We start from the raw sequence: 21,969 nt of genomic DNA, 5'->3' as shown, positions 1-21,969 counted from the left end.
GCAATCCCCATTTTCATGACATGGAGTGCGCCATGACCCAGGCCATCCCAGGCACCGCCACCGCCGCTGAACGCCAGGCCGCCGCCGAACACGGCCTCTACGACCCCACGAACGAACACGACGCCTGCGGTGTCGGGTTCGTGGCGCACATCAAGGGCCACAAGGCCCACAGCATCGTCGAGCAGGGCCTGAAGATCCTCGAGAACCTGGACCACCGGGGTGCCGTGGGTGCCGATGCCCTGATGGGCGACGGCGCCGGCATCCTGATCCAGATCCCCGACGAGTTCTATCGCGAGGAAATGGCAGCCCAGGGCGTCACGCTGCCGCCCCCGGGCGAATACGGCGTGGGCATGATCTTCCTGCCGAAGGAACACGCCTCCCGCCTCGCTTGCGAACAGGCCGTCGAGCGTGCCATCAAGGCCGAGGGGCAGGTGCTGCTGGGCTGGCGCGACGTGCCGGTCGATGCCGAGATGCCGATGTCGCCCACGGTGCGCGAGAAAGAGCCGATCATCCGCCAGGTGTTCATCGGCCGCGGCCCGGACGTCATCGTGCCCGACGCGCTCGAACGCAAGCTCTACGTGATCCGCAAGACGGCCTCGAGCGCCATCCAGCGCCTCAAGCTCACGCACAGCCACGAGTACTACGTGCCCAGCATGAGCTGCCGCACCATCATCTACAAGGGCCTGCTGCTCGCCGACCAGGTGGGCAAGTACTACAAGGACCTGCAGGACCCGCGCGCCACCTCGGCGCTGGCCCTCGTGCACCAGCGTTTTTCCACGAACACCTTCCCCGAGTGGCCGCTGGCCCACCCGTACCGGATGGTGGCCCACAACGGCGAGATCAACACCGTCAAGGGCAACTTCAACTGGATGCGCGCCCGCGAAGGCGTGATGAAGTCGCCGGTGCTGGGCGACGACCTGCAGAAGCTGTACCCCATCAGCTTCGAAGGCCAGTCCGACACCGCCACGTTCGACAACGCGCTCGAGCTGCTGACGATGAGCGGGTACTCGCTCGCCCACGCCGCCATGATGATGATCCCGGAAGCCTGGGAGCAGCACGCGACCATGGACGACCGTCGCCGCGCGTTCTACGAATACCATGCCGCAATGCTCGAGCCGTGGGACGGCCCGGCGTCGATGGTGTTCACCGACGGCCGCCAGATCGGCGCCACGCTCGACCGCAATGGCCTGCGTCCGTCGCGCTACATCGTCACCGACGACGACCTCGTGGTGATGGCCTCGGAATCCGGCGTGCTGCCGATGATCCCCGAGAACAAGATCATCAAGAAGTGGCGCCTGCAGCCGGGCAAGATGTTCCTGATCGACTTCGAGCAGGGCCGCATCATCGAGGACGAGGAACTGAAGAACCAGTTTGCCCTGGCCAAGCCGTACCGCCAGTGGATCGAGAACGTGCGCGTGCGCCTCGACTCGATCGACGCCACCGGCACCGCCAGCCAGTTCAGCGAAGCCCTGCTCGACCGCCAGCAGGCCTTCGGCTACACGCAGGAAGACATCAAGTTCCTGATGAGCCCGATGGCCCAGGCCGGCGAAGAAGGCACGGGGTCGATGGGCAACGACTCGCCGCTCGCGGTGCTGTCGGACAAGAACAAGCCGCTGTACAACTACTTCAAGCAGCTGTTCGCCCAGGTCACGAACCCGCCCATCGACCCCATCCGCGAAGCGGTGGTGATGTCGCTCGTCTCGTTCATCGGCCCGAAACCCAACCTGCTCGACATCAACGCGGTGAACCCGCCGATGCGGCTCGAGGTGTCGCAGCCCGTGCTCGACTTCGCCGACATGGAGCGCCTGCGCGAGATCGGCAAGTACACCTACGGCAAGTTCAAGAGCTACGAGCTCAACATCACGTACCCGCTCGCCTGGGGCGACGAGGGCGTGGAGGCCAAGCTCGCGTCGCTGTGCGCCGAGTCGGTGGACGCCATCAAGGGTGGCCACAACATCCTGATCATCAGCGACCGCCACATGGACCGCGACAACGTGGCCATCCCGGCGTTGCTGGCACTGTCCGCCGTGCACCAGCACCTGGTGCGCGAGGGCCTGCGCACCACGGCCGGCCTGGTTGTCGAAACCGGTTCGGCCCGCGAAGTGCACCACTTTGCCGTGCTGGCGGGCTATGGCGCGGAAGCCGTGCACCCGTACCTCGCGATGGAAACCCTCGCCGGCATGCACAAGGAGCTTCCGGGCGACCTGTCGGCCGACAAGGCCATCTACAACTACGTGAAGGCCATCGGCAAGGGCCTGTCGAAGATCATGTCGAAGATGGGCGTGTCCACGTACATGTCCTACTGCGGTGCGCAGCTGTTCGAGGCCATCGGCCTCGAGAAGGCGCTGATCGACAAGTTCTTCCGTGGCACCGCCAGCCAGGTGGGTGGCATCGACGTGTTCGACGTGGCCGAGGAAGCGCTGCGCATGCACAAGGCCGCCTTCGGTGACGACCCGGTGCTGGCCGGCATGCTCGACGCGGGTGGCGAATACGCCTGGCGTGTGCGCGGCGAGGAACACATGTGGACGCCGGACGCGATCGCGAAGCTGCAGCACAGCACCCGCGCGAACAAGTTCGACACCTACAAGGAATACGCGCAGATCATCAACGACCAGTCGCGCCGTCACCTGACGCTGCGCGGCCTGTTCGAGTTCAAGCTCGACCCGAGCAAGGCCATCCCGCTCGACGAAGTCGAATCGGCGGCCGACATCGTCAAGCGGTTTGCCACCGGCGCCATGTCGCTGGGCTCCATCAGCACCGAAGCCCACGCCACGCTGGCCGTCGCGATGAACCGCATCGGCGGCAAATCGAACACCGGTGAAGGCGGCGAAGACCCTACCCGTTATCGCAACGAGCTCAAGGGAATCCCCATCGTCCAGGGCGCGAAGATCAGCGAGTTGATGCCCGGAGGCGATGTCCAGGTCGACTACGAACTCAACGCAGGCGACTCGCTGCGTTCGAAGATCAAGCAGGTGGCCTCGGGCCGGTTCGGCGTGACCGCCGAGTACCTGTCGTCGGCCGACCAGATCCAGATCAAGATGGCCCAGGGCGCCAAGCCGGGCGAGGGCGGCCAACTGCCGGGTGGCAAGGTGTCCGAGTACATCGGCAAGCTGCGCTATTCCGTGCCGGGCGTGGGCCTCATCTCCCCGCCGCCGCACCACGACATCTACTCCATCGAAGATCTGGCGCAGCTCATCCACGACCTGAAAAACGCGAACAAGCGCGCTGACATCAGCGTGAAGCTCGTGTCCGAAGTGGGCGTGGGCACCATCGCCACCGGCGTGGCCAAGGCGAAGGCCGACCACATCGTGATCGCTGGCCACGACGGTGGCACGGGTGCCTCGCCGTGGTCGAGCATCAAGCATGCCGGTACGCCGTGGGAACTGGGCCTGGCCGAGACGCAGCAGACCCTGGTGCTGAACCGCCTGCGCGGCCGCATCCGCCTGCAGGCCGACGGTCAGATGAAGACCGGCCGCGACGTGGTCATCGGTGCGCTACTGGGCGCCGATGAATTCGGCTTTGCCACCGCACCGCTGGTGGTCGAAGGCTGCATCATGATGCGCAAGTGCCACCTGAACACCTGCCCGGTGGGGGTGGCCACGCAGGATCCGGTGCTGCGCCAGAAATTCCAGGGCCGCCCGGAACACGTCGTCAACTACTTCTTCTTCGTGGCCGAGGAAGCCCGCCAGATCATGGCGCAACTGGGCATCCGCAAGTTCGACGACCTGGTGGGCCGCGCCGACCTGCTCGACACCCGCAAGGGCATCGCGCACTGGAAGGCCAAGGGCCTCGACTTCAGCCGCATCTTCCACCTGCCCAGTGCGCCGGCGGAAGTGGCCCGCCGCCAGGTCGACACCCAGGACCACGGCCTCGACCGTGCGCTCGACGTCAAGCTGATCGAGAAGTGCCTGCCCGCGCTCGAGCGCGGCGAGAAGGTGCAGTTCATCGCCGAGACGCGCAACGTCAACCGCACGGTGGGCGCCATGCTGTCGGGCGAACTGGTGCGCCGCCATCCCGAGGGCCTGCCGGATCACACGATCTTCATGCAACTCGAAGGCACCGGCGGCCAGAGCTTCGGCGCGTTCCTGGCCAAGGGCATCACGCTGTACCTGATCGGTGACGCGAACGACTACACCGGCAAGGGCCTGTCGGGCGGGCGCGTCATCGTGCGTCCGAGCATCGACTTCCGCGGCGACGCGGCGCGCAACATCATCGTCGGCAACACCGTGCTTTACGGCGCCACCAGCGGTGAGGCGTTCTTCCGTGGCGTGGGTGGCGAACGCTTCGCCGTGCGCCTGTCGGGCGCCACGGCGGTGGTCGAAGGCACTGGCGACCACGGGTGCGAGTACATGACGGGTGGCACCGTCGCCGTGCTCGGCAAGACGGGCCGCAACTTCGCCGCCGGCATGAGCGGCGGCGTGGCCTACGTGTACGACGAGGATGGCCAGTTCGCCAGCCGTTGCAACACCTCGATGGTGTCGCTCGACAAGGTGCTCACGGTCAAGGAACAGGAAGCCACCGGCGACAAGGCCACGTGGCACCAGGGCCAGGCCGACGAGGCCATGCTGAGGAAGCTCCTCGAGGACCACCACCGCTGGACGGGCAGCCTGCGCGCCCGCGAGATCCTCGACAGCTGGGCGGAGTCGCGCGGCAAGTTCGTCAAGGTCTTCCCGAACGAATACAAGCGCGCGCTCGGCGAAATGCACGCCGCCCGCCAGGCCGGCGAGACCATCGCCAAGGCCAAGGCATCCGACAAGCCCGCCGGCGGCAAGAGCCGCGCGAAGGCCTGAACCCGCACACGCCAGGAGTCATCAAGCATCATGGGAAAAGTCACCGGCTTCATGGAGTACGAGCGTCTTGAAGAGGGGTACGCCCCCGTTCAGGACCGCGTCAAGAACTACAAGGAATTCGTCATCGGGCTGAAGACCGACGAGGCGAAGATCCAGGGCGCACGTTGCATGGACTGCGGCACGCCGTTCTGCAACAACGGCTGCCCCGTCAACAACATCATCCCGGACTTCAACGACCTCGTTTACCGCGACGACTGGAAGAACGCGATCGAGGTGCTGCACTCGACGAACAACTTCCCGGAGTTCACGGGCCGCATCTGCCCGGCGCCGTGCGAAGCGGCCTGCACGCTCAACGTGAACGACGACCCCGTCGGCATCAAGAGCATCGAGCACGCCATCATCGACCGCGCCTGGGCCGAGGGCTGGGTCCAGCCGCGCCCGGCCAAGGTCAAGACGGGCAAGAAGGTGGCGGTAGTGGGCTCCGGCCCCGCCGGCCTGGCCGCTGCGCAGCAGCTGGCCCGTGCGGGCCACGACGTCACGGTGTTCGAGAAGAATGACCGTGCCGGTGGCCTGCTGCGCTACGGCATCCCCGACTTCAAGATGGAGAAGTCGCACATCGATCGCCGCGTCGACCAGATGAAGGCCGAAGGCGTGACCTTCCGCACCGGCGTGATGGTGGGTGCGTTGCCCGAAGGCAGCAAGGTCACCAACTGGGCCACGGAGACTGTGTCGCCCGACGACCTGAAGTCGCAGTTCGACGCCGTGCTGCTGGCTGGCGGCGCCGAACAGCCGCGCGACCTGCCGGTGCCCGGCCGTGACCTCGAGGGCGTGTACTTCGCGATGGAGTTCCTGCCCCAGCAGAACAAGGTCAACGCGGGCGACAAGGTCAAGGCGCAACTGCGCGCCGAAGGCAAGCGTGTGATCGTGATCGGTGGCGGTGACACCGGCAGCGACTGCGTGGGCACCAGCAACCGCCAGGGCGCTACCAGCGTGACCCAGTTCGAGCTGACCCCGATGCCTCCGGAGCAGGAAAACAAATCGCTCGTGTGGCCGTACTGGCCGCTCAAGCTGCGCACCAGCTCCAGCCACGAGGAAGGCTGCGAACGCGAGTTCGCCATCGCCACGAAGGAATTCATCGGCGGTGAAGGCAAGGAAAAGGGCAAGCTCAAGGCCCTGAAGACCGTGCGTGTCGAGTGGGCCAACGGCAAGATGACCGAAGTGGCTGGCTCCGAGCAGGTGCTGCCAGCTGAGCTGGTTTTCCTGGCGATGGGCTTCGTGAGCCCGGTGGCGAGCGTGCTGGAAGCGTTTGGTGTCGACAAGGACGCCCGTGGCAACGCGAAGGCCAGCACCGAGTTCGTGGGCGGTTATGCCACGAACGTTGCGAAGGTGTTCGCCGCTGGGGACGTCCGCTATGGCCAGTCGCTGGTGGTTCGCGCCATCCGCGAAGGGCGCCAGGCAGCGCGTTCGGTGGATGAGTTCCTGATGGGTGTGAGCGACCTGCCTCGCTGAAGCCCACTGCCAGTCGCCGCGTTGCCCGCGGCCTGGCGAGTCCCCAAGAAAAATGGCGCCCCGCGGGGCGCCATTTTGTTGGGGTCGGGCCTGTGGGTGAATCCTTGCGGACCTACCCACGCTGGCCGCGGCCGGTGGCCGGTCTCTGCCTCAGTTCGTCACCTTCAGTTCGCGCCAGTTCAGCACGCGCAGCGAGGTGGTCTTCGTGAAGTTGCCCGGGAGGGACTTCACTTCACCCTGGTCCGTGCCCACGATGAGGCGCGGTGTGTTGCCCGTCCCGGTGCGTTGGCTCAGGAACTGGATGTCCGTCACCGCGCCGTTGAACGTGGCGTACGCGATCGTCGTCGAGCTGTTGACACCGCTCGTGAGCACGCTGGCACCCGTACCGTAGTTCAGTGCATAGACGCGGCTGAAACCGGCCGGGTTGCAGGCGTCGCCGTTTGGCAGCACCGAGGAGAACGCTACCAAGTCGAGCGGGGCATAAATGGCCGGCTCGGAGACGACTCGCCATCCGATGTTGCTGTTGCCGCGTCCCAGGTTGATGAACCAGCCCAGGGCGTCGGCCGTCGCGTTGGTCACGCCGACGAGCGGGTCCGAATTGAGCGTCATGCGGCCGCGCCGGACGGGCAGGTCGGAGGCATTGGCGTTGAAGCGCGATGCGACGCCGTCGGTGATCGCGTAGAAGGACTGGTTCTGCGTGCTGCCGATGTCGGCGTCATCCAGCAAGCGGCCGGTGCCGAACATGATGTAGCGCTTCAGGTTGGACGACTGGATCTCCACGCGCGGGCGCGAGGTGATCGGCTGGGTCGTGCCATCGGGGTCGGTCACTACCGCGATCAGCGTCGGGGCAGCGTAGTTGCCCGTCGTGGGCCGCAGGTCGACACGCCAGACGTTGCCGTTGAGATCGCCGGCATAGGCGGCATCGGCCGTCGCGTCTGACCGGTCGTTCACGTAAGTGTTCACGTGGGCCAGGCCCGCACTTGCCGTGGCGCTGCCGGAACCGGTGGAGACTTTCTCGAGCAACGCACCGGTGCGCGGGTTGACGAAGAAGAAGTAGCCGCGGCCATCGGTGTTGTTGTACCCGGACACCAGCACGACGACCCAGCCGTACTTGCGTGTCTTGATCACAGCCGGTTCGCCGAAGGTGTAGCCGAGGTCGGGGTCGGTGAACTCCCACATCACCTTCGATGCGACGGCGGACTCGCTGGTCATGCTGGACGGGTCGGTCACGTCGATCGCGTAGTAGCTGCGACCACCCTTGCCGAGTCCGCCGATGAGCAGCGAGCGCCAGTCGGACGTGGTGGCGTTGGTTGACCCACCGGTGCGGTTGAGGTCGACGTCGTACACCTGCGGGGTGGCGTTCACGTAGTAGTGATGCAGGAACTGCGGGTTGCCGAGGGCGGCCAGGCCGTTGATGTTCGGCGTGGCCGTGGGGCCCTGGTAGAGCGCACCCGGGACATAGGCGAACAACTCGGTGCCGTCGGAGGCGGCCGGAGTTGAGGCCGTCGACCCGATGATGGCGTGCATCACGCCCGCGTTGGACCCTGCATAGACCATCGTGGTACGCGACGCGTGCGCGGCCTTGAAGGCGGCGTATCCCGGGTTGATGGATTCGGACAGCGTGAGGTTGGGCGGCCCCACCGGGCGGGCCTTGGAACCGACGATGTCACCGACCAGCGACGTGCGGGTGCGATAGAAGCGGTTGGCCGCAGTGGCAGAGCTCAGTTCGTAGGTGCGTTCGCCGCGCAGGTAGTTCAGGTAGTCCGTGCTGTCGTTGCCCGTGCGGTAGGTGGTGTTGAGCGCAGTGAGTTGGGCGGTGGACAGGTTCGCGGCGCGGAACGCAACGGCAGCGCCGGTTTCGGTATTGCGCGTCACCATGCGACGGCCGGTGTTCCACCCGGTGCCTGACAGCTGCGCGGCCAGGCGGTCACTGAAGTTCCAGAGGTCCGTGGTGGTGGGTTGGCCCGTGGTGGTATCGAACGCGACACTGGAACTGGAGACTTCGCCGGTCCAGTTCGTCGAGTCGTAGCGGCTGCTGTAGCTGAAGCCACCCGACGACTCCACCTGGGGCACCGGCACGGCGAACGAGGTGGTGTAGGCGCGGAGTTGAGCGGCGATGCTGGCGAACACCTTGTTCAGGCCGGCCACCATCTGGTCGGGTCGGCCGGCCGTGAAATAGTTGTCAGGACGATCCTGGAACGTGCCGCTCGACGAAGGTCCCACCGTGTCGGCGGTCTTGTTCCACCACGTCCTGTCGAGCGCCGTGGTGCGGTTGAAGTCATAGCCGTCCGGCACGTCGAAACCACCATACTTGGCTGCCAGGTAGAACTGGTTGTTCGGCGAGAAGGGCTTTTCGAGCACGTCCACCCAGTACGTCTGGATGGTCTGCTTGCCCGTGGTCTTCGTGTCCGATGCGACGTCAGGACGGATGTCCTGGGTGTTCGCCCAGTAGGCAAGGCCCGCCATCCGGCCAGCGTTGTTGCTGCAGCAACCGTTGATGTTGTAGGTGGTGCCGTAGTTCGTCCCCAGGCCCTGCATCACGCCCACCTTGTTCGTGGCCGCGACGGCATCGACAGCCGAGTCGGCGATCACCGCGGACGGCATTGCCGGCTCGTCGGCGTTGTTGGTGTTGCCGGGAACGTTTTTGTCGGCGTGGGTGTAGACGTCACCGATGCCGAGGATGAAGTTGCGCTGGCAGGAGTACTGGATTGGATCGTCCCACGTGGTGATGACCGGGAACCCGTCCAGGCGTGCCGTGACCGTGGCCGCGGCCGTGCCGGTGGCGATGTTGCTCCATTCCGGCACGTTGCCCAGGTTGCGGAAGTAGCGGATCGCAGCGTAGTACAACTCGCTGACCGGATCGTTGGACCGGTAGTTGCCGGGCGTGATCTCACCGAACTTGTTCAGGTAGTTCATCACCCCGCTGTTGGCCACGTTCGTGCTGGGGCGGAACAACGCATTGGTGTCGCTCGCGTCGGAGGCGTCCGGGTTCAGTTCGAACACGCCGGTGGTGGTGTTCCACTCCGACTTCGGGTTGGTCGTAGCCGGGAGGCCCGGCACCGGTTGCGTCGGGCCCACGAACTTCTGGCGTGCACGCAGCACACCGCCGTCCCGGGAGTTGCCGTCCTGCTGGTTCATGTAGCCGAAGGCGCTGAACCGCATGCGGCTGGCGTACTGCTGGATCAGGCCTTCCGGCTTCCAGTTGGTGCCGTACTGCTTGCAGTTGCTTTCGACACCTCCTGCGGAGGAGCTGGAATCGCACACCTTGACCCGGGCGAACGCCTCGAACAACGTGGTGTTGTCGGGGGTGTTGACGAACGGCGAGACCGTGGCACCGTTGACCGCGTTCGCGCCGTTGTTCCCGGTGAACCGGAACTTGTTGCCAAGATTGGCGACTCGGATCTTGAGGCTGTTGGCGCCGTCGAACGGGGTGGCGCCAGGGACCAGGGCTGCGTCCAGGGTCTTGTTGGGCGACAGACTGTTGTCCTGTCCGGACTGCCAGGCGCGCTCGAGCACCGTCAGCGTCGTTTCGTCACGGAAGCGGTAGCCGCCCGTCAGGGCCCAGCGGAACGGGTCGATGGTCTGCATCGTGGCCCAGTTCAGGAAGTTGCCGCTCCACTTGCCCGTGCAAGAGCGGGTCGTGGTGGTGCCGGCCGGAATGAAATAGCGGTCGTTGTCGGTGGCGCCGTTGTTGTACGTGTAGCACTTGTTCGGGTCGAAGTACCCGAGGTATTCCGTGGTGGTCGCGTACGTGGTGTTCGTATGCGCGGCACGGATGGCGGTCGGGTATTCCACGGACAGCGCCAGTGCCACGTTGCCCGGCACGGTGGTGTTGGAGAACAGCGGCTGGTCGGCCAGGGGTGTAGTCGCGAAACCGGGCAGGGCAATGCCGACACATAGCAGCGACACAAGGGTGCTGCGGACGGGCCGGTACCATGCCGAAGGTGGACGGCAGATCGAGGTCGTCGCGTGGGTGCTCATGACAGGTGCTCTCGGATTACATGGTGAACGTGGATTGGTAGAAGGACTGCGAGTTGCGCGGCCCATCCACCCGAACGCTGATGCGGTACACGATCTGGAGTTGTAGCGAACCGCCGCCACTGGAAGAGGTGTCTTCCGGATTGATCAGGTGCGAGCCGCTCCCGCCCTTCTGGGGGGGGCCGACGATCTGGCATCGGGCGGCGCCGAGGTCGGTGTCGAGGCCCTCGCTGTTGCAGAGGCGGTCTACCACGTAGCGGATGGTGATGCCCTGGTCCGCTGGCACGATGGCACCGGCGGTCCAGGTCTGGTCGAAGGTTTCGGCGTCGATCAGCAACACCTTCGGAATGCCTTCCGCGGTGGTTTCGAGCGATGTGGCGCTGTAGTTGTATTGCGCCTTGGCCGTCGACCGGGCGAGTGGCGTGATCAGGGCGCCGGTTCCCTGGACTGTCGCAAGTGCCGCCGTGACGGCGCGCTGGGCCTGGTTCTGCATGTCGCGCTTGAACGCGACGTTGCCGGACGTGTACATGCTGCTGTTGAACGAGCGGACGAGGGCCACGCTCGCAATCATCATGATGGCCAGGGCGATCAGCGCGAACAGCAGCACGACGCCGCGCTGCCCGCGGGGTGTGCAAGCACCGGCAGGACGCATGAGGATGGATTTCATAAGAGGAGGACGTTCCGAAGCGGGATGGTGATTTCGACCGTGCGGTGGCGGGCGTACAGTTCGTCGCCCGTGAGTTCACGCTTGACGGACATGTCGATGTCCTTGAACAGCTCGACCTCGGTGCCGGCGGGATTGACCGCCTCCTTCTCGAGCAGCGACGTGCGCATGATGAGACCGACCCGGACCGAGACGATCTGCCGCAGCAGGGACTGGGAGGCGGCCGAACCATTGAGCAGGGCGGCACTTGCAAAGGCGCCGGTGGGGGCCTGCCAAGCGTCTTGGTCGCCGTCACCGTCGATGTCGATGCCGTAGACCGCACGCATGGCCACGACACCGTCTGCCAGGGGGAGCGGGGCCTCGTTGGCACCTTGCGTCAGCAGGTCATACGTGACCAGGGCGTAGCGGGTCGGGTCCACGCCGTACAGCTTGAATTCAGGCGGGTTGTTGCGCGTCTTCTGGGTGCTGATGTTGCCGAGGGCGATGGCGTAGGGCGTCGCCGTGCCAAAGCTGCCGAGGTTGGCGCTGGTTCCCGTGGCGCTGAAGAACGAGCCCGACAGCGGCAACAAGTCGGTCGCGCCGGCGGCCACCGCGCCCACCTGCTGCAGCATGCAGTCCAGGCCATCCTCCACCAGCAGCACCAGGTCGTCCTGTTGCCAACCCAGCGTGTTCACGAGGCGCACGTTGGCCGGTGCGGTGGAGACGGCCAGCACGGCGCGTCCGACCTCGGCAAAGCCGGCGTTGCCCGACATCGCGATCAACACGTCCGAATCGGTGCCTTGCTGGACGACAACGGGCGCCAGCCTCACGTTCGGGTTGACTCCGGTGAACGGCTCTGGAAACGCCGACGGCCGAGGCAGGATGATGGCGCCATCGCGTGACGAGTTGATGAGGCATCCCAATGAATTGCCGCCGGCCGAGGACCAGCTCTGCATGAAGCCGGAGCCGGCGCTCCGGATGGCGCGGTCGAGCTCGTAGGCGGCGAGTGCACCGTTCTGGTTGGCGTCGTTCAGGGTGGTGGTGGACCGCTTGGAAACTTCGTGGTCGAGCATCACTTTCGAGATGACGAGCGTCAGTACCAGGGCGATGACCATCGAGACCATCAGTTCGACCAGGGAAAACCCGGCCTCCTTCACGCGCATGCGCTGCAAGGTGTTCATAGGATGAACTGCGTTTGGTACTTGTTCATGGGTTCCGTCGTGGCCGCATTCGGCGATTTCCACTGGATGGTGATGTCCACCTCGGTGGCCGAGCGCTGGGTCACGTTGCCCACGCCGTTCGGCAAGCCGCCTTCGGCCGGCTTGGACACACGGTCCTTCCAGGCCTGCAGTTCGGTGGCGTTGACCGTGATGCTCTTGCTGAGCCGCATCTGGGCGGTCAGGTCGTTGGCGAGCAAGGCGGCCCGGTTGGTGTCTTCCGCGCTGGAAGAGAACTGGATCGCCCTAGATTGCAGGCCGACGAGCCCCATGAGGCCCACGGAAAAGATCAGCACGGTCGTCAAGGCCTCGATCAGGCTCATGCCCCGCTGGCGTTTCTGGCTTGGTTTCATCACATGCATCCGTCGGGGTGGGATGAAGAGAAGGTCTTGTCCGGGTCGCACATGCGCACCTGCCCGTTCAACGAAACGGTGACGCGCAGGCGGCGGTCGGCGCCCACGCGGGCAATGTCGTAGCCCACCAGCGGTTGTGCCCCGTCGACGGTGCATGTGGCCGTACCTACGCCGGGCGTGTCGTGGGCGACCTGGCGGCCATTCGAACTGAAGCAGAGGGCGGCCGGGCCGTCGATCGTCACGCCCGCGGAGGAGTCAGACAGCGAACCACCCTGGACGAATTCACGCACCGTGGCGGACTCCGTGGCCCGCGGGATCGTGTGGATGGCCCAGTTGGTGCCGTCGGCCACGGCCTGGGACGAGAGGCTGGGCTCCGCGTTCGTCAGCGAAAACACCGTCTGGCGGTTCCGGCGGATGGCTTCCGACTGGGCCTGGCGCAGGCCGTTCTGCAGCGCGTCGGCAATGGTGCGGACCTGGCTGTTGCGCAGCATGGCCGTGAAGGACGGCACGGCGAGCATCAGCAGGATAGCGATGAGCGAGAGGGTCACCATCAGTTCGACCAGGGTGAAACCCCGATCGGGGGCCCGGGGTCGCCTGCCGCGAAGCATCAGCATGCCTGGCCCCGCTTCAGGATCCAGTGCCTGGCACAAACGCCATAGCCCGCCGGGCCGGCGTCGCTCTTCTGTTCGTCCTTCTCGTTCACCGACAGCGTGAATCCGCTCATGGAACCCGTGCCGACCGCCTGGACGATGTACGTGGTGGAGGTGGGGGTGCCGGCGCAACTCACGACGAATTTGCCGATCGTGCGGCTCGCATCGTTGCCCAGGGCGCATGGCGTCACAAACGTACCCACCGTGCGGTAATCACGGTTGTCCTGGAAATGGCGCTCCATCTTGGCCCGGTAGCCGGACAACGCGGTGGTGGCTTCGGTCAGTTGCCCGCGGATGATGTAGTCACGATAGGACGGAATGGCGATCGAGGCCAGGATGGCGATGATCGCGACAACAATCATCACTTCGATCAGCGTGAAGCCGCGTTGGCGGGGCAGGGCGTGGGACATCGGGTTCATGAAGGCCTTTCCGGAGGTTTGAAGTGTGCCGGTGGGCGGGGGCGGGGTGTCCCCGCTCGTCCCGGTCGGTCGACCGTTCATCGGCGCCCCCCGAAGGATAGTGTCCTGACACACTCCTTTGCCTTGTCTTCACGCCAGCTTCAACCGGCCTGCGCCCGATGCCCTATCATCGGTCGTTTGCGGACAATCCATCCGCCCGCACCTCTCCGAAGGCGAATGAGTTCACCTCCTGTTGATTCCCCTGCTGCCCCCGTACCGCTGATCGAGCTGCGCAACGTGACCTGTGGTTACGATGACAGGGTGATCCTCGAGAACGTCAACCTCACCGTGCCCCGGGGCAAGGTGCTGGCGTTGATGGGCACGTCCGGCGGAGGCAAGACCACCGTGCTGCGCCTGATCGGGCGCCTGCTCGCGCCCATGAGCGGCCAAGTGCTGTTCGATGGCGTCGACCTGGCCACGCTCGACACCGATGCCCTGTACACGGTTCGCCGTCGCATGGGCATGCTGTTCCAGTTCGGGGCGCTGTTCACCGACCTGTCGGTGTTCGACAACGTGGCCTTCCCGTTGCGCGAACACACGAACCTGAACGACAGCATGATCCGCGACCTCGTGCTGATGAAACTCAATGCCGTGGGCCTGCGGGGCGCGCGCGACCTGCTGCCGTCCCAGGTGTCCGGGGGCATGGCACGCCGCGTGGCGCTCGCCCGGGCCATCGCGCTCGACCCCGACCTCATCATGTACGACGAGCCGTTCGCCGGCCTCGACCCCATCTCGATGAGCGTGGCCGCCACGCTCATCCGCGACCTGAACAACGCGCTGGGCGTGACCAGCATCGTCGTGTCGCACGACGTCGACGAAACCTTCCTGATCGCCGACCACGTGGTGTTCGTGGCCAACGGCCGCATCGTCGCGCAGGGGTCTCCCGACGACATGCGCCGCAGCGAAGACCCGCTGGTGCAGCAGTTCGTGGGCGGCCATCCTGATGGCCCGGTGCGCTTCCATTACCCGGCCGTGCCCCTGGCCGAAGACTTCGGCGTCGGCGGGAGCGTTCGATGAACTGGCTGCGTCCTTCCGTGGTGGGGTTCGCGGTGCGCGGCAAGCTGGCCGACATCGGTGACGCCACGCGCCTCTTCTTCCAACTGGTGTCGCTGGTGGGGGCCACCTTCGGGCGCTTCCGGCTCGTGACCGACCAGGTGTTTTTCATCGGCAACCGGTCGTTGTCGATCATCTCGGTGTCGGGGCTGTTCGTCGGCTTCGTGCTGGCCCTGCAGGGGTACTACACGCTGCAGCGCTACGGTTCGGCCGACGCGGTGGGGCTGCTGGTGGCGTTGTCGCTGGTGCGCGAGCTGGGCCCGGTGGTCACGGCGCTGCTGTTTGCCGGTCGGGCCGGCACGTCGCTCACCGCCGAGATCGGCCTCATGAAAGCCGGCGAGCAGCTGGTGGCCATGGAGATGATGGCGGTCGACCCGGTCAAGCGGGTGCTCGCGCCGCGCTTCTGGGGCGGTGTCGTGGCGATGCCACTGCTGGCCGCGGTGTTCAGCGCAGTCGGTATCCTCGGCGGGTGGCTCGTCGCGGTGGTGCTGATCGGCATCGACCCCGGGTCGTTCTGGTCGCAGATGCAGGGTGGGGTGGACGTCTGGGCGGATGTGGGCAACGGCATCGTCAAGAGCGTCGTGTTCGGGTTCACCGTCACCTTCATCGCATTGCTCCAGGGCTTTGCATGCAAGCCCACGCCCGATGGCGTGGCACAGGCCACCACCCGCACCGTGGTGATGGCATCCCTTTCCGTGTTGGCGCTCGATTTCGTGCTGACCGCCATGATGTTTTCGATTTGAGGAGCGACGACGATGCAAAAATCTCGTCATGACGTGTGGGTGGGCCTGTTCGTGCTGATCGGCGCGGCGGCCGTCCTGTTCCTGGCGCTGCGCGCCGGCAACCTGCTGAACCTCAACTTCGGCGAAACCTACGCCGTCGTGGCCCGGTTCGACAACATCGGCGGGCTCAAGCCGCGTGCCGCGGTCAAGAGTGCCGGGGTGGTGGTGGGCCGCGTCGAAGCCATCACCTTCGACAGCAAGACCTTCCAGGCGCGTGTGCAGCTGCAGCTGGAGAAGAAGGTGGAGTTCCCGAAGGACAGCATCGCGAAGATCCTGACCTCCGGCTTGCTGGGCGAGCAATACATCGGGCTCGAGCCCGGCGTGGACGAGAAGGCGCTCGTGGCCAACGACACCATCAAGCAGACCCAGGATGCCGTGGTGCTCGAGAACCTGATCAGCCAGTTCCTGTACAGCAAGGCGGCGGAGCCGGCCGCACCCGCGGCACCTGCACCGGGGGCGAAGAAGTGAGACGCCTGCTCGCGACCGGCGCGGCGGTCCTCGCCCTGCTCGTCACCACGGGGTGCGCCACCACGGCAGGTTCGTCCGCCGCGGATGCCGAGCCGCCGAAACCGTCGAAGGTGGATCCCTGGGAAAACTGGAACCGCAAGGTCTTCAGCTTCAACGATGCCATCGACACGGCCGTGATCCGGCCGGTGGCCACCGCCTATGAAAAGGTGGTGCCACAACTCATCCGCACCGGTGTCACCAACTTCTACGGCAACTTCGCCGACGCCTGGTCGGCGGTGAACAACGTGCTGCAGGGCAAGCTCGCCGACGGTGCCCAGGACGTGATGCGTGTGGGCACCAACACGCTGTTCGGCATCGGCGGGTTGTTCGACGTGGCCACTGAACTCGGCCTCGACAGCCAGCGCGAAGACTTCGGCCAGACGCTCGGTTACTGGGGCATCGCGCCGGGGCCATACGTCGTGTGGCCCCTGTTCGGGCCGTCCACGGTGCGCGAGTCGTTTGCCATGCCGCTGGACCGTTATGTCGGGCCGGGGCTGGCGTTTTCCGATGGCAGCACCCAGTACAGCCTGATGTTCCTGGGCCTGCTCAACGAGCGCGCCAACCTGCTGCCCACCAGCCGCATGCTCGACGACATGGCACTCGACAAATACGTGTTCGTGCGCGATGCCTACCTGCAACGCCGCCGCAGCCTGGTCTACGATGGCAACGAACCCGAGTCGGAAGAGGACTCGTTCGAGGCCGACCCGGAACCCCCGGCCGCCGCAGCGTCGCAGCCGGCCGCGGCATCCGCCCCGGCAGCGGCCGCGGCCTCCGCGCCCGATGCGCCGGCATCCCAACCCAGCAACTGATCGCTGACAACCAAAGTCCGGCCAGTTGCGTTGTGTGACGAGGCGGTGATCGGGGACTGAACTCTTTGCCCTCGATGCCGTCCCATACCGGTCTTTGATGCCGGTGATCTGAAAGGAATCTGAATGCGTATGCAACGTTTGATGTCGTGGGTGGCTGCCATCGGTTTTGTGGCGGTCAGTGGTGTGGCACTGGCTCAGCAGGGGCCCGATGCGCTCGTGCGGCAGGTCTCGGGCGAGGTGCTCGATGCGGCCAAGGCCGACAAGTCGATCCAGGCCGGCGATCTGAAGAAGATCTCGGCGCTGGTGGAAGCCAAGGTGCTGCCCTACGTCAACTTCACCCGCATGACCTCGAAGACGATCGGTCCGCAGTGGAACAAGGCCACGCCGGAGCAGAAACAGAAGGTGCAGGACGAGTTCCGCACGCTGCTGCTTCGCACGTACGCCGGTGCCCTGTCGCAAGTGAAGGACCAGACCGTCGAAGTCAAGCCGGTGCGTGACGTCTCCGACGAGAGCAACGTGCTCGTGCGCAGCGAGATTCGCGGCAAGGGCCAGCCCATCCAGCTCGACTACCGCCTCGAGAAGGCCGGCGACGCCTGGAAGATCTGGGACGTCAACGTGGGCGGGCTGTGGCTTGTCACCACCTACCAGGGCCAGTTCAAGCCGGTGCTGAGCCAGAGCGGCATCGACGGCGTGATCAAGCTCCTCGTGGACCTGAACGGCAAGGCTGCCGCGGCCAACAGCTGATCCGCCAGACGATGCTGATCCTGCCTGCCACCATCACCAGCCGCGAGGCCCGCGACACGCAGCGCATGCTGTCGTCGGCCCTGCAGCAGGAGGCCAAGGCGCCCGGCGAGGCGGAAGTGACGGTGGATGCCTCGGGCCTCCAGCGCTTCGATTCCGCCGCGCTGGCCGTGCTGCTCGAGTGCCAACGCCTGGCAAAGGCGTGGGGGAAGGGGTTCGTGGTGCGCCACGCGCCGTCCAAACTCTCGGACCTCGCGCGCCTGTACGGTGTCGACACCCTGCTGATGCCCGTGGCCGAGCCGGCACCGGAACGGGTGGCCTGATCCGGGCCGTGCACCACGACGGGCGCCTCAGGGCGCCCGTCGTCGTTTCAGGGGGTCACTGTTCCTCGTCCCAGGCGAAGTTGTCGCGGGCGACCAGGGCGCTGGCGGCCGCCGGGCCCCAGGTGCCGGCGGCATAGGGCCGGGGGCCCGCGGAATCCTTGGCCCAGGCTTGCAGGATGGGTTCGACGAACCGCCAGGCCTGCTCCTGTTCGTCGCTGCGCACGAACAGGTTCAGCCGGCCTGCCAGCGCGTCGAGCAGCAGTCTCTCGTAGGCGCCCACGCGGTTTTCCGCAAAGGCCTTGTCGAAGTCCAGGTCGAGCGACACCGGCGACAGCGCCTCCTGCTGGTTGGTGCCCTTGGCCGCCAGCAGGTGCAGTTCGAGACCATCTTCGGGCTGCAGCTTGATCACGAGCTTGTTGGGCTGGTTCACGCCCGGAAAGATGTTGTGGGGCGTGGGGCGGAAGTTCACGACGATCTGCGCTTCGTGCGACGCGAGCCGCTTGCCGGTGCGCAGGTAAAACGGCACCCCCGCCCAGCGCCAGTTCTGAACCTCGGTTCGCAGTGCCACGAAGGTTTCGCAGCGGCTGCCGGCCGGCACGTCCTGCTCCTGCAGGAACCCCACGGCCGGCTGGCCCGCGGCACTGCCTGGGCGGTACTGGCCGCGCACCACGTCGCGCGCCACGCTGTCTTCGGTGAACGGTTTCAGCGACCGCAGCACCTTCAGCTTTTCGTCGCGGATGGCGTCGGCGTCATTGCTGGACGGCGGCTCCATGGCCACCATGGTCAGCAGCTGCAGCGCATGGTTCTGGATCATGTCGCGCAGCGCGCCAGTGCGGTTGTAGAACTCGCCGCGGGTGCCCACGCCCAGGCCTTCGGCCAGGGTGATCTGGATGTTGGCGATGCTTTCGCGGCGCCACAGCGGCTCGAACAGCGCATTGCCGAAGCGCAGCGCCATCAGGTTCTGCACGGACGGCTTGCCCAGGTAGTGGTCGATGCGGAATGCCTGGGTTTCGCTGAAAACCGAGCGCACCACCCGGTTGATTTCCTGTGCGCTGGCCAGGTCGTGGCCGAGCGGCTTCTCGAGAACCACCCGGATGTGCGGCGCATTGAGCCCGGCGGCACCGAGCTGCTCGCAGATCATCGGGAAGAGGTGCGGGCTGGTGGCGAGGTACAGCACCGCCGTGTGGGCGTTGCGCCCCTGCAGCCATGACTTCAGCCGCAGGTAGTCGGCCGGCTGGGACAGGTCCATGCGCCGGTAGTGCAGCAGCTCGGCGAACCGGGCGAATTCCTCGTCGTTGGGCCGTTTGGCGCCCTCGACGTCCTGGAAGCGCTCTTTCAGCCAGGCCCGGTATTGTTCGTCCGACAACTCCTCCCGGGCCACCGACAGGATGCGGCCCCCGGCCGGGAGCTTGCCGTGGCGGAACGCCTGGAACAGCGCGGGCATGAGCTTGCGCCAGGTCAGGTCACCGGTGCCGCCGAAAAAGACAAGGTCGAAAGACATCAATACAGTCGGGTGTTGGGGTGCAAGGCATGGTGCCGAAGTATCCTGGGGGCGTCAACGCGCGCTGCGCTCTAATAAGGTCCTCCCCGAGGAGCTATTCCACATGAACCAACTCGATCAACTCAAGCAGTTCACGACCGTTGTCGCCGACACCGGCAACTTCAAGGAGCTCGCCGCGTTCGCGCCGCGGGATGCCACCACCAACCCGTCGCTGATCCTGAAGGCCGTGCAGCAGCCCGACTACGCGCCGCTGCTGACCGCCACGGTGGCCGCCCACAAGAACGACCGGCTCGACGCCATCGTCGACGAAGTGCTGGTGCGCTTCGGTGTCGAGATCCTGAAGGTGGTGCCCGGCCGCGTGTCCACCGAGGTGGACGCCCGCCTGAGCTTCGACACCGCCGCCACCGTGGCCCGCGCCCGCCGCATCATGGCCCTGTACGAGGCCCGGGGCATCGGCCGCGACCGCGTGCTCATCAAGATCGCGTCCACGTGGGAGGGCATCCAGGCCGCCCGCATCCTCGAACACGACGGCATCCACTGCAACCTGACGCTGCTGTTCTCGTTCTGCCAGGCCGTGGCCTGCGGCGAAGCCGGTGTGCGCCTGATCTCGCCGTTCGTGGGGCGCATCTACGACTGGCACAAGAAGTCCGCCGGCGCCGGCTGGGACGAAGCTGCCAGCTCGCTCGCCAACGACCCGGGTGTCAAGTCCGTCTCGCAGATCTACACGTACTACAAGAAGTTCGACATCGACACCGAGGTGATGGGCGCAAGCTTCCGCAACCTGGGCCAGATCCAGGCACTGGCGGGCTGCGACCTGCTCACCATCAGCCCCGACCTGCTCGCGAAGCTGCAGGCCACCGACGCACCGCTGTCGCGTGCGCTCGACCCGAAGGCCGCCAGGAACGCGCCCATCCACGCCACCACGCACAACGAGCCGAGCTTTCGTCTCGCGCTGAACGACGATGCCATGGCCACCGAAAAGCTCGCGGAGGGTGTCCGCGCCTTCGCCGTCGACGCCGGCAAGCTCGACAAGATGATCGAGGGGCTCGCCTGATGCCCAACGCCCGTTGTGACCGCACCGAAGCCTGGGCCGCACTGGCCGGGCACTTCGAGGCCCATGGCCGCGATTTCGACATCCGCGACGCGTTCGTGCGCGACCCGGGCCGTTTCGACGCCCTGGGTTTCGACGCGCCCGGCCTCTATGCCGACCTGTCGAAGAACCGCATCGACACCGCCACGCTGCACTTCCTGCTCGACCTCGCCCGCGAATGCGGTGTCGAGGCCCGACGCGACGCGATGCTGCGGGGCGACCCCATCAACACCACCGAAGGCCGCGCCGTCTTGCACACCGCGCTGCGCGCCCCGCGCGGCAAGGGCCCCTTCAGCGACGACGTGCACCACGTGCTCGACGCCATGCTCGGGTATGCCGAGCAGGTGCGTGACACTGCCGCCAGCGGCATCCGCCACGTGGTCAACATCGGCATCGGCGGCAGCGACCTCGGGCCGCAGATGGTCATCCCCGCGCTCGACGCGTTCGTGCACCCGGGCCTCACGTTCCACTTCGTCTCCAACGTCGACGGGCACGACATCACGCCGGTGCTGCGCAAGCTGAAGGCGTCCGAAACCCTGTTCGTGATCGCCAGCAAGACGTTCACCACGCAGGAAACCATGGCCAACGCGAAGGTCGCGAAGGCGTGGTTCGAGGCGCAGGGCGGCACCGACATCGCGAAACACTTCGTCGCCACCACCACCAACGTCGAGGCGGCCGCCGCCTTCGGCATCACCACCACCTTCGGGTTCTGGGACTGGGTGGGCGGGCGCTACTCGCTGTGGTCGGCCATCGGGTTGCCCATCGCCATCGCGGTCGGGGGCGACCACTTCCGCGAACTGCTGGCCGGCGCCCACGCGATGGACCGCCACTTCGCCGACACCCCCGCGCCGAAGAACCTGCCCATCGTGCTGGGCCTGCTCGACGTCTGGTACCGCAACTTCCACGGCTTCGGCAGCCGCAGCGTGGCGCCGTACCACCAGGGCCTGCGCCGTTTCCCGGCGTACCTGCAGCAACTCGAGATGGAAAGCAACGGCAAGTCGGTGGACCAGAACGGCGACACACTGCCGTTTGCCACCAGCCCGGTCGTCTGGGGTGAGCCCGGCACCAACGGCCAACACGCCTACTTCCAGATGCTGCACCAGGGCACCGACGTGATCCCGGTCGAGTTCATCCTGGTCAAGCACCCCGCCCACGGGTTCACCGACCTCCAGACGAAGCTGATGGCCAACGGCCTCGCGCAGAGCCAGGCCCTGATGCTCGGCAAGACCGCGGCCGAGGCGGTGACCGAGAAGGCACCCACCGCGTCGGCCGACCTGGATCGCGGCGTGCTGTCGCGTCACCGCAGCTTCCCTGGCAACCGGCCCAGCACCACGCTGCTGATCGACCAGCTGAGCCCGCACGCGCTGGGCGCGCTGATCGCGTTGTACGAGCACCGCGTGTTCGTCAGCGGCGCGCTGTGGGACATCAACAGCTTCGACCAGTGGGGCGTGGAACTGGGCAAGGCCCTGTGCAGCGACTTGCTGCCGCGCCTGGCGTCCGGCGACACGCAGGGGCTCGATGGTTCCACCGCGGGGCTGCTCAAGCGCCTGCGCGCCTGAGCGTTC

General features: G+C 66.1%; 17 protein-coding genes. 10 read left to right on the top strand and 7 right to left on the bottom strand.

What is annotated here, in order from left to right:
• The first annotated feature begins 32 nt into the window (after positions 1-32).
• Positions 33-4,790 carry a glutamate synthase-related protein gene (locus ASC87_RS02575; RefSeq protein WP_056656195.1) on the top strand — a complete coding sequence of 1,586 codons (4,758 nt, stop codon included), beginning with the start codon at positions 33-35 and terminating at the stop codon, positions 4,788-4,790.
• Positions 4,791-4,820: 30 nt separating this feature from the next.
• Entirely contained in the window at positions 4,821-6,299 is a 1,479-nt protein-coding gene (locus tag ASC87_RS02570; RefSeq protein ID WP_056656188.1) for a glutamate synthase subunit beta, read from the top strand.
• 150 nt (positions 6,300-6,449) lie between these two features.
• On the opposite strand, the gene ASC87_RS02565 is transcribed toward ASC87_RS02570, so the two are convergent.
• From ASC87_RS02565 to ASC87_RS02540, 6 genes are read right to left on the bottom strand one after another with little or no spacing between them, the layout of a single operon-like run.
• Positions 6,450-10,280 (bottom strand): pilus assembly protein, encoded by a 3,831-nt coding sequence (locus ASC87_RS02565; protein ID WP_157603794.1) that lies wholly within the window; start codon positions 10,278-10,280, stop codon positions 6,450-6,452.
• 16 nt (positions 10,281-10,296) lie between these two features.
• Positions 10,297-10,944, bottom strand: a complete 648-nt coding sequence (locus ASC87_RS02560) for a hypothetical protein (protein WP_056656182.1) — start codon at positions 10,942-10,944, stop codon at positions 10,297-10,299.
• Complete coding sequence (locus tag ASC87_RS32645) at positions 10,941-12,101, bottom strand: PilW family protein (RefSeq protein WP_056656180.1); 1,161 nt, start codon at positions 12,099-12,101, stop codon at positions 10,941-10,943. The genes ASC87_RS02560 and ASC87_RS32645 overlap by 4 nt, the downstream gene beginning before the upstream one ends.
• Complete coding sequence (gene pilV / locus ASC87_RS02550) at positions 12,098-12,490, bottom strand: type IV pilus modification protein PilV (protein WP_235582018.1); 393 nt, start codon at positions 12,488-12,490, stop codon at positions 12,098-12,100. The genes ASC87_RS32645 and pilV overlap by 4 nt, the downstream gene beginning before the upstream one ends.
• Positions 12,490-13,098 carry a GspH/FimT family pseudopilin gene (locus ASC87_RS02545; protein ID WP_056656409.1) on the bottom strand — a complete coding sequence of 203 codons (609 nt, stop codon included), beginning with the start codon at positions 13,096-13,098 and terminating at the stop codon, positions 12,490-12,492. Before ASC87_RS02545 ends, pilV begins: the two co-directional genes overlap by 1 nt.
• Positions 13,098-13,559, bottom strand: a complete 462-nt coding sequence (locus ASC87_RS02540; RefSeq protein WP_304440675.1) for a type IV pilin protein — start codon at positions 13,557-13,559, stop codon at positions 13,098-13,100. The genes ASC87_RS02545 and ASC87_RS02540 overlap by 1 nt, the downstream gene beginning before the upstream one ends.
• Before the next feature lie 216 nt (positions 13,560-13,775).
• On the opposite strand from ASC87_RS02540, the gene ASC87_RS02535 reads away from it, so the two are divergent.
• From ASC87_RS02535 to ASC87_RS02510, 6 genes are all read left to right on the top strand, one after another.
• Positions 13,776-14,615, top strand: a complete 840-nt coding sequence (locus ASC87_RS02535) for an ABC transporter ATP-binding protein (RefSeq protein WP_056656170.1) — start codon at positions 13,776-13,778, stop codon at positions 14,613-14,615.
• Complete coding sequence (gene mlaE / locus ASC87_RS02530; protein WP_056656167.1) at positions 14,612-15,394, top strand: lipid asymmetry maintenance ABC transporter permease subunit MlaE; 783 nt, start codon at positions 14,612-14,614, stop codon at positions 15,392-15,394. The genes ASC87_RS02535 and mlaE overlap by 4 nt, the downstream gene beginning before the upstream one ends.
• 12 nt (positions 15,395-15,406) lie before the next feature.
• Positions 15,407-15,901, top strand: a complete 495-nt coding sequence (gene mlaD / locus ASC87_RS02525; protein WP_056656164.1) for an outer membrane lipid asymmetry maintenance protein MlaD — start codon at positions 15,407-15,409, stop codon at positions 15,899-15,901.
• Positions 15,898-16,749: a VacJ family lipoprotein gene (locus ASC87_RS02520; RefSeq protein WP_082568332.1), complete on the top strand. Its 852-nt coding sequence runs from the start codon at positions 15,898-15,900 to the stop codon at positions 16,747-16,749. The genes mlaD and ASC87_RS02520 overlap by 4 nt, the downstream gene beginning before the upstream one ends.
• A gap of 123 nt (positions 16,750-16,872) precedes the next feature.
• Complete coding sequence (locus ASC87_RS02515) at positions 16,873-17,493, top strand: phospholipid-binding protein MlaC (RefSeq protein WP_056656163.1); 621 nt, start codon at positions 16,873-16,875, stop codon at positions 17,491-17,493.
• Positions 17,494-17,504: 11 nt separating this feature from the next.
• Complete coding sequence (locus tag ASC87_RS02510) at positions 17,505-17,813, top strand: lipid asymmetry maintenance protein MlaB (protein WP_056656160.1); 309 nt, start codon at positions 17,505-17,507, stop codon at positions 17,811-17,813.
• Between the two features lie 55 nt (positions 17,814-17,868).
• On the opposite strand, the gene zwf is transcribed toward ASC87_RS02510, so the two are convergent.
• A complete protein-coding gene (zwf, locus tag ASC87_RS02505; RefSeq protein ID WP_056656157.1) occupies positions 17,869-19,314 on the bottom strand; it encodes a glucose-6-phosphate dehydrogenase in 1,446 nt (481 codons plus the stop codon).
• A 103-nt stretch (positions 19,315-19,417) separates the two neighbouring features.
• Between zwf and tal the strand changes: the two genes are divergently transcribed.
• Positions 19,418-20,368 carry a transaldolase gene (gene tal / locus ASC87_RS02500; protein ID WP_056656154.1) on the top strand — a complete coding sequence of 317 codons (951 nt, stop codon included), beginning with the start codon at positions 19,418-19,420 and terminating at the stop codon, positions 20,366-20,368.
• Complete coding sequence (gene pgi / locus ASC87_RS02495) at positions 20,368-21,963, top strand: glucose-6-phosphate isomerase (protein ID WP_056656151.1); 1,596 nt, start codon at positions 20,368-20,370, stop codon at positions 21,961-21,963. Before tal ends, pgi begins: the two co-directional genes overlap by 1 nt.
• Positions 21,964-21,969 lie beyond the last annotated feature (6 nt).

The organism is Rhizobacter sp. Root1221 (assembly GCF_001425785.1).
In the GTDB taxonomy this organism is placed as follows: Bacteria; Pseudomonadota; Gammaproteobacteria; order Burkholderiales; family Burkholderiaceae_C; genus Rhizobacter.
This window is presented reverse-complemented; position numbering and strand designations above follow the sequence as displayed.

Excerpts from the sequence above, each read along its gene's own strand:
- ASC87_RS02575 (WP_056656195.1), top strand. The coding sequence starts at position 33 with ATGACCCAGGCCATCCCAGGCACCGCCACCGCCGCTGAACGCCAGGCC.
- ASC87_RS02570 (WP_056656188.1), top strand. The coding sequence starts at position 4,821 with ATGGGAAAAGTCACCGGCTTCATGGAGTACGAGCGTCTTGAAGAGGGG.
- ASC87_RS02565 (WP_157603794.1), bottom strand. The coding sequence starts at position 10,280 with ATGAGCACCCACGCGACGACCTCGATCTGCCGTCCACCTTCGGCATGG.
- ASC87_RS02560 (WP_056656182.1), bottom strand. The coding sequence starts at position 10,944 with ATGAAATCCATCCTCATGCGTCCTGCCGGTGCTTGCACACCCCGCGGG.
- ASC87_RS32645 (WP_056656180.1), bottom strand. The coding sequence starts at position 12,101 with ATGAACACCTTGCAGCGCATGCGCGTGAAGGAGGCCGGGTTTTCCCTG.
- pilV (WP_235582018.1), bottom strand. The coding sequence starts at position 12,490 with ATGAAACCAAGCCAGAAACGCCAGCGGGGCATGAGCCTGATCGAGGCC.
- ASC87_RS02545 (WP_056656409.1), bottom strand. The coding sequence starts at position 13,098 with ATGCTTCGCGGCAGGCGACCCCGGGCCCCCGATCGGGGTTTCACCCTG.
- ASC87_RS02540 (WP_304440675.1), bottom strand. The coding sequence starts at position 13,559 with ATGAACCCGATGTCCCACGCCCTGCCCCGCCAACGCGGCTTCACGCTG.
- ASC87_RS02535 (WP_056656170.1), top strand. The coding sequence starts at position 13,776 with ATGAGTTCACCTCCTGTTGATTCCCCTGCTGCCCCCGTACCGCTGATC.
- mlaE (WP_056656167.1), top strand. The coding sequence starts at position 14,612 with ATGAACTGGCTGCGTCCTTCCGTGGTGGGGTTCGCGGTGCGCGGCAAG.
- mlaD (WP_056656164.1), top strand. The coding sequence starts at position 15,407 with ATGCAAAAATCTCGTCATGACGTGTGGGTGGGCCTGTTCGTGCTGATC.
- ASC87_RS02515 (WP_056656163.1), top strand. The coding sequence starts at position 16,873 with ATGCGTATGCAACGTTTGATGTCGTGGGTGGCTGCCATCGGTTTTGTG.
- ASC87_RS02510 (WP_056656160.1), top strand. The coding sequence starts at position 17,505 with ATGCTGATCCTGCCTGCCACCATCACCAGCCGCGAGGCCCGCGACACG.
- zwf (WP_056656157.1), bottom strand. The coding sequence starts at position 19,314 with ATGTCTTTCGACCTTGTCTTTTTCGGCGGCACCGGTGACCTGACCTGG.
- tal (WP_056656154.1), top strand. The coding sequence starts at position 19,418 with ATGAACCAACTCGATCAACTCAAGCAGTTCACGACCGTTGTCGCCGAC.
- pgi (WP_056656151.1), top strand. The coding sequence starts at position 20,368 with ATGCCCAACGCCCGTTGTGACCGCACCGAAGCCTGGGCCGCACTGGCC.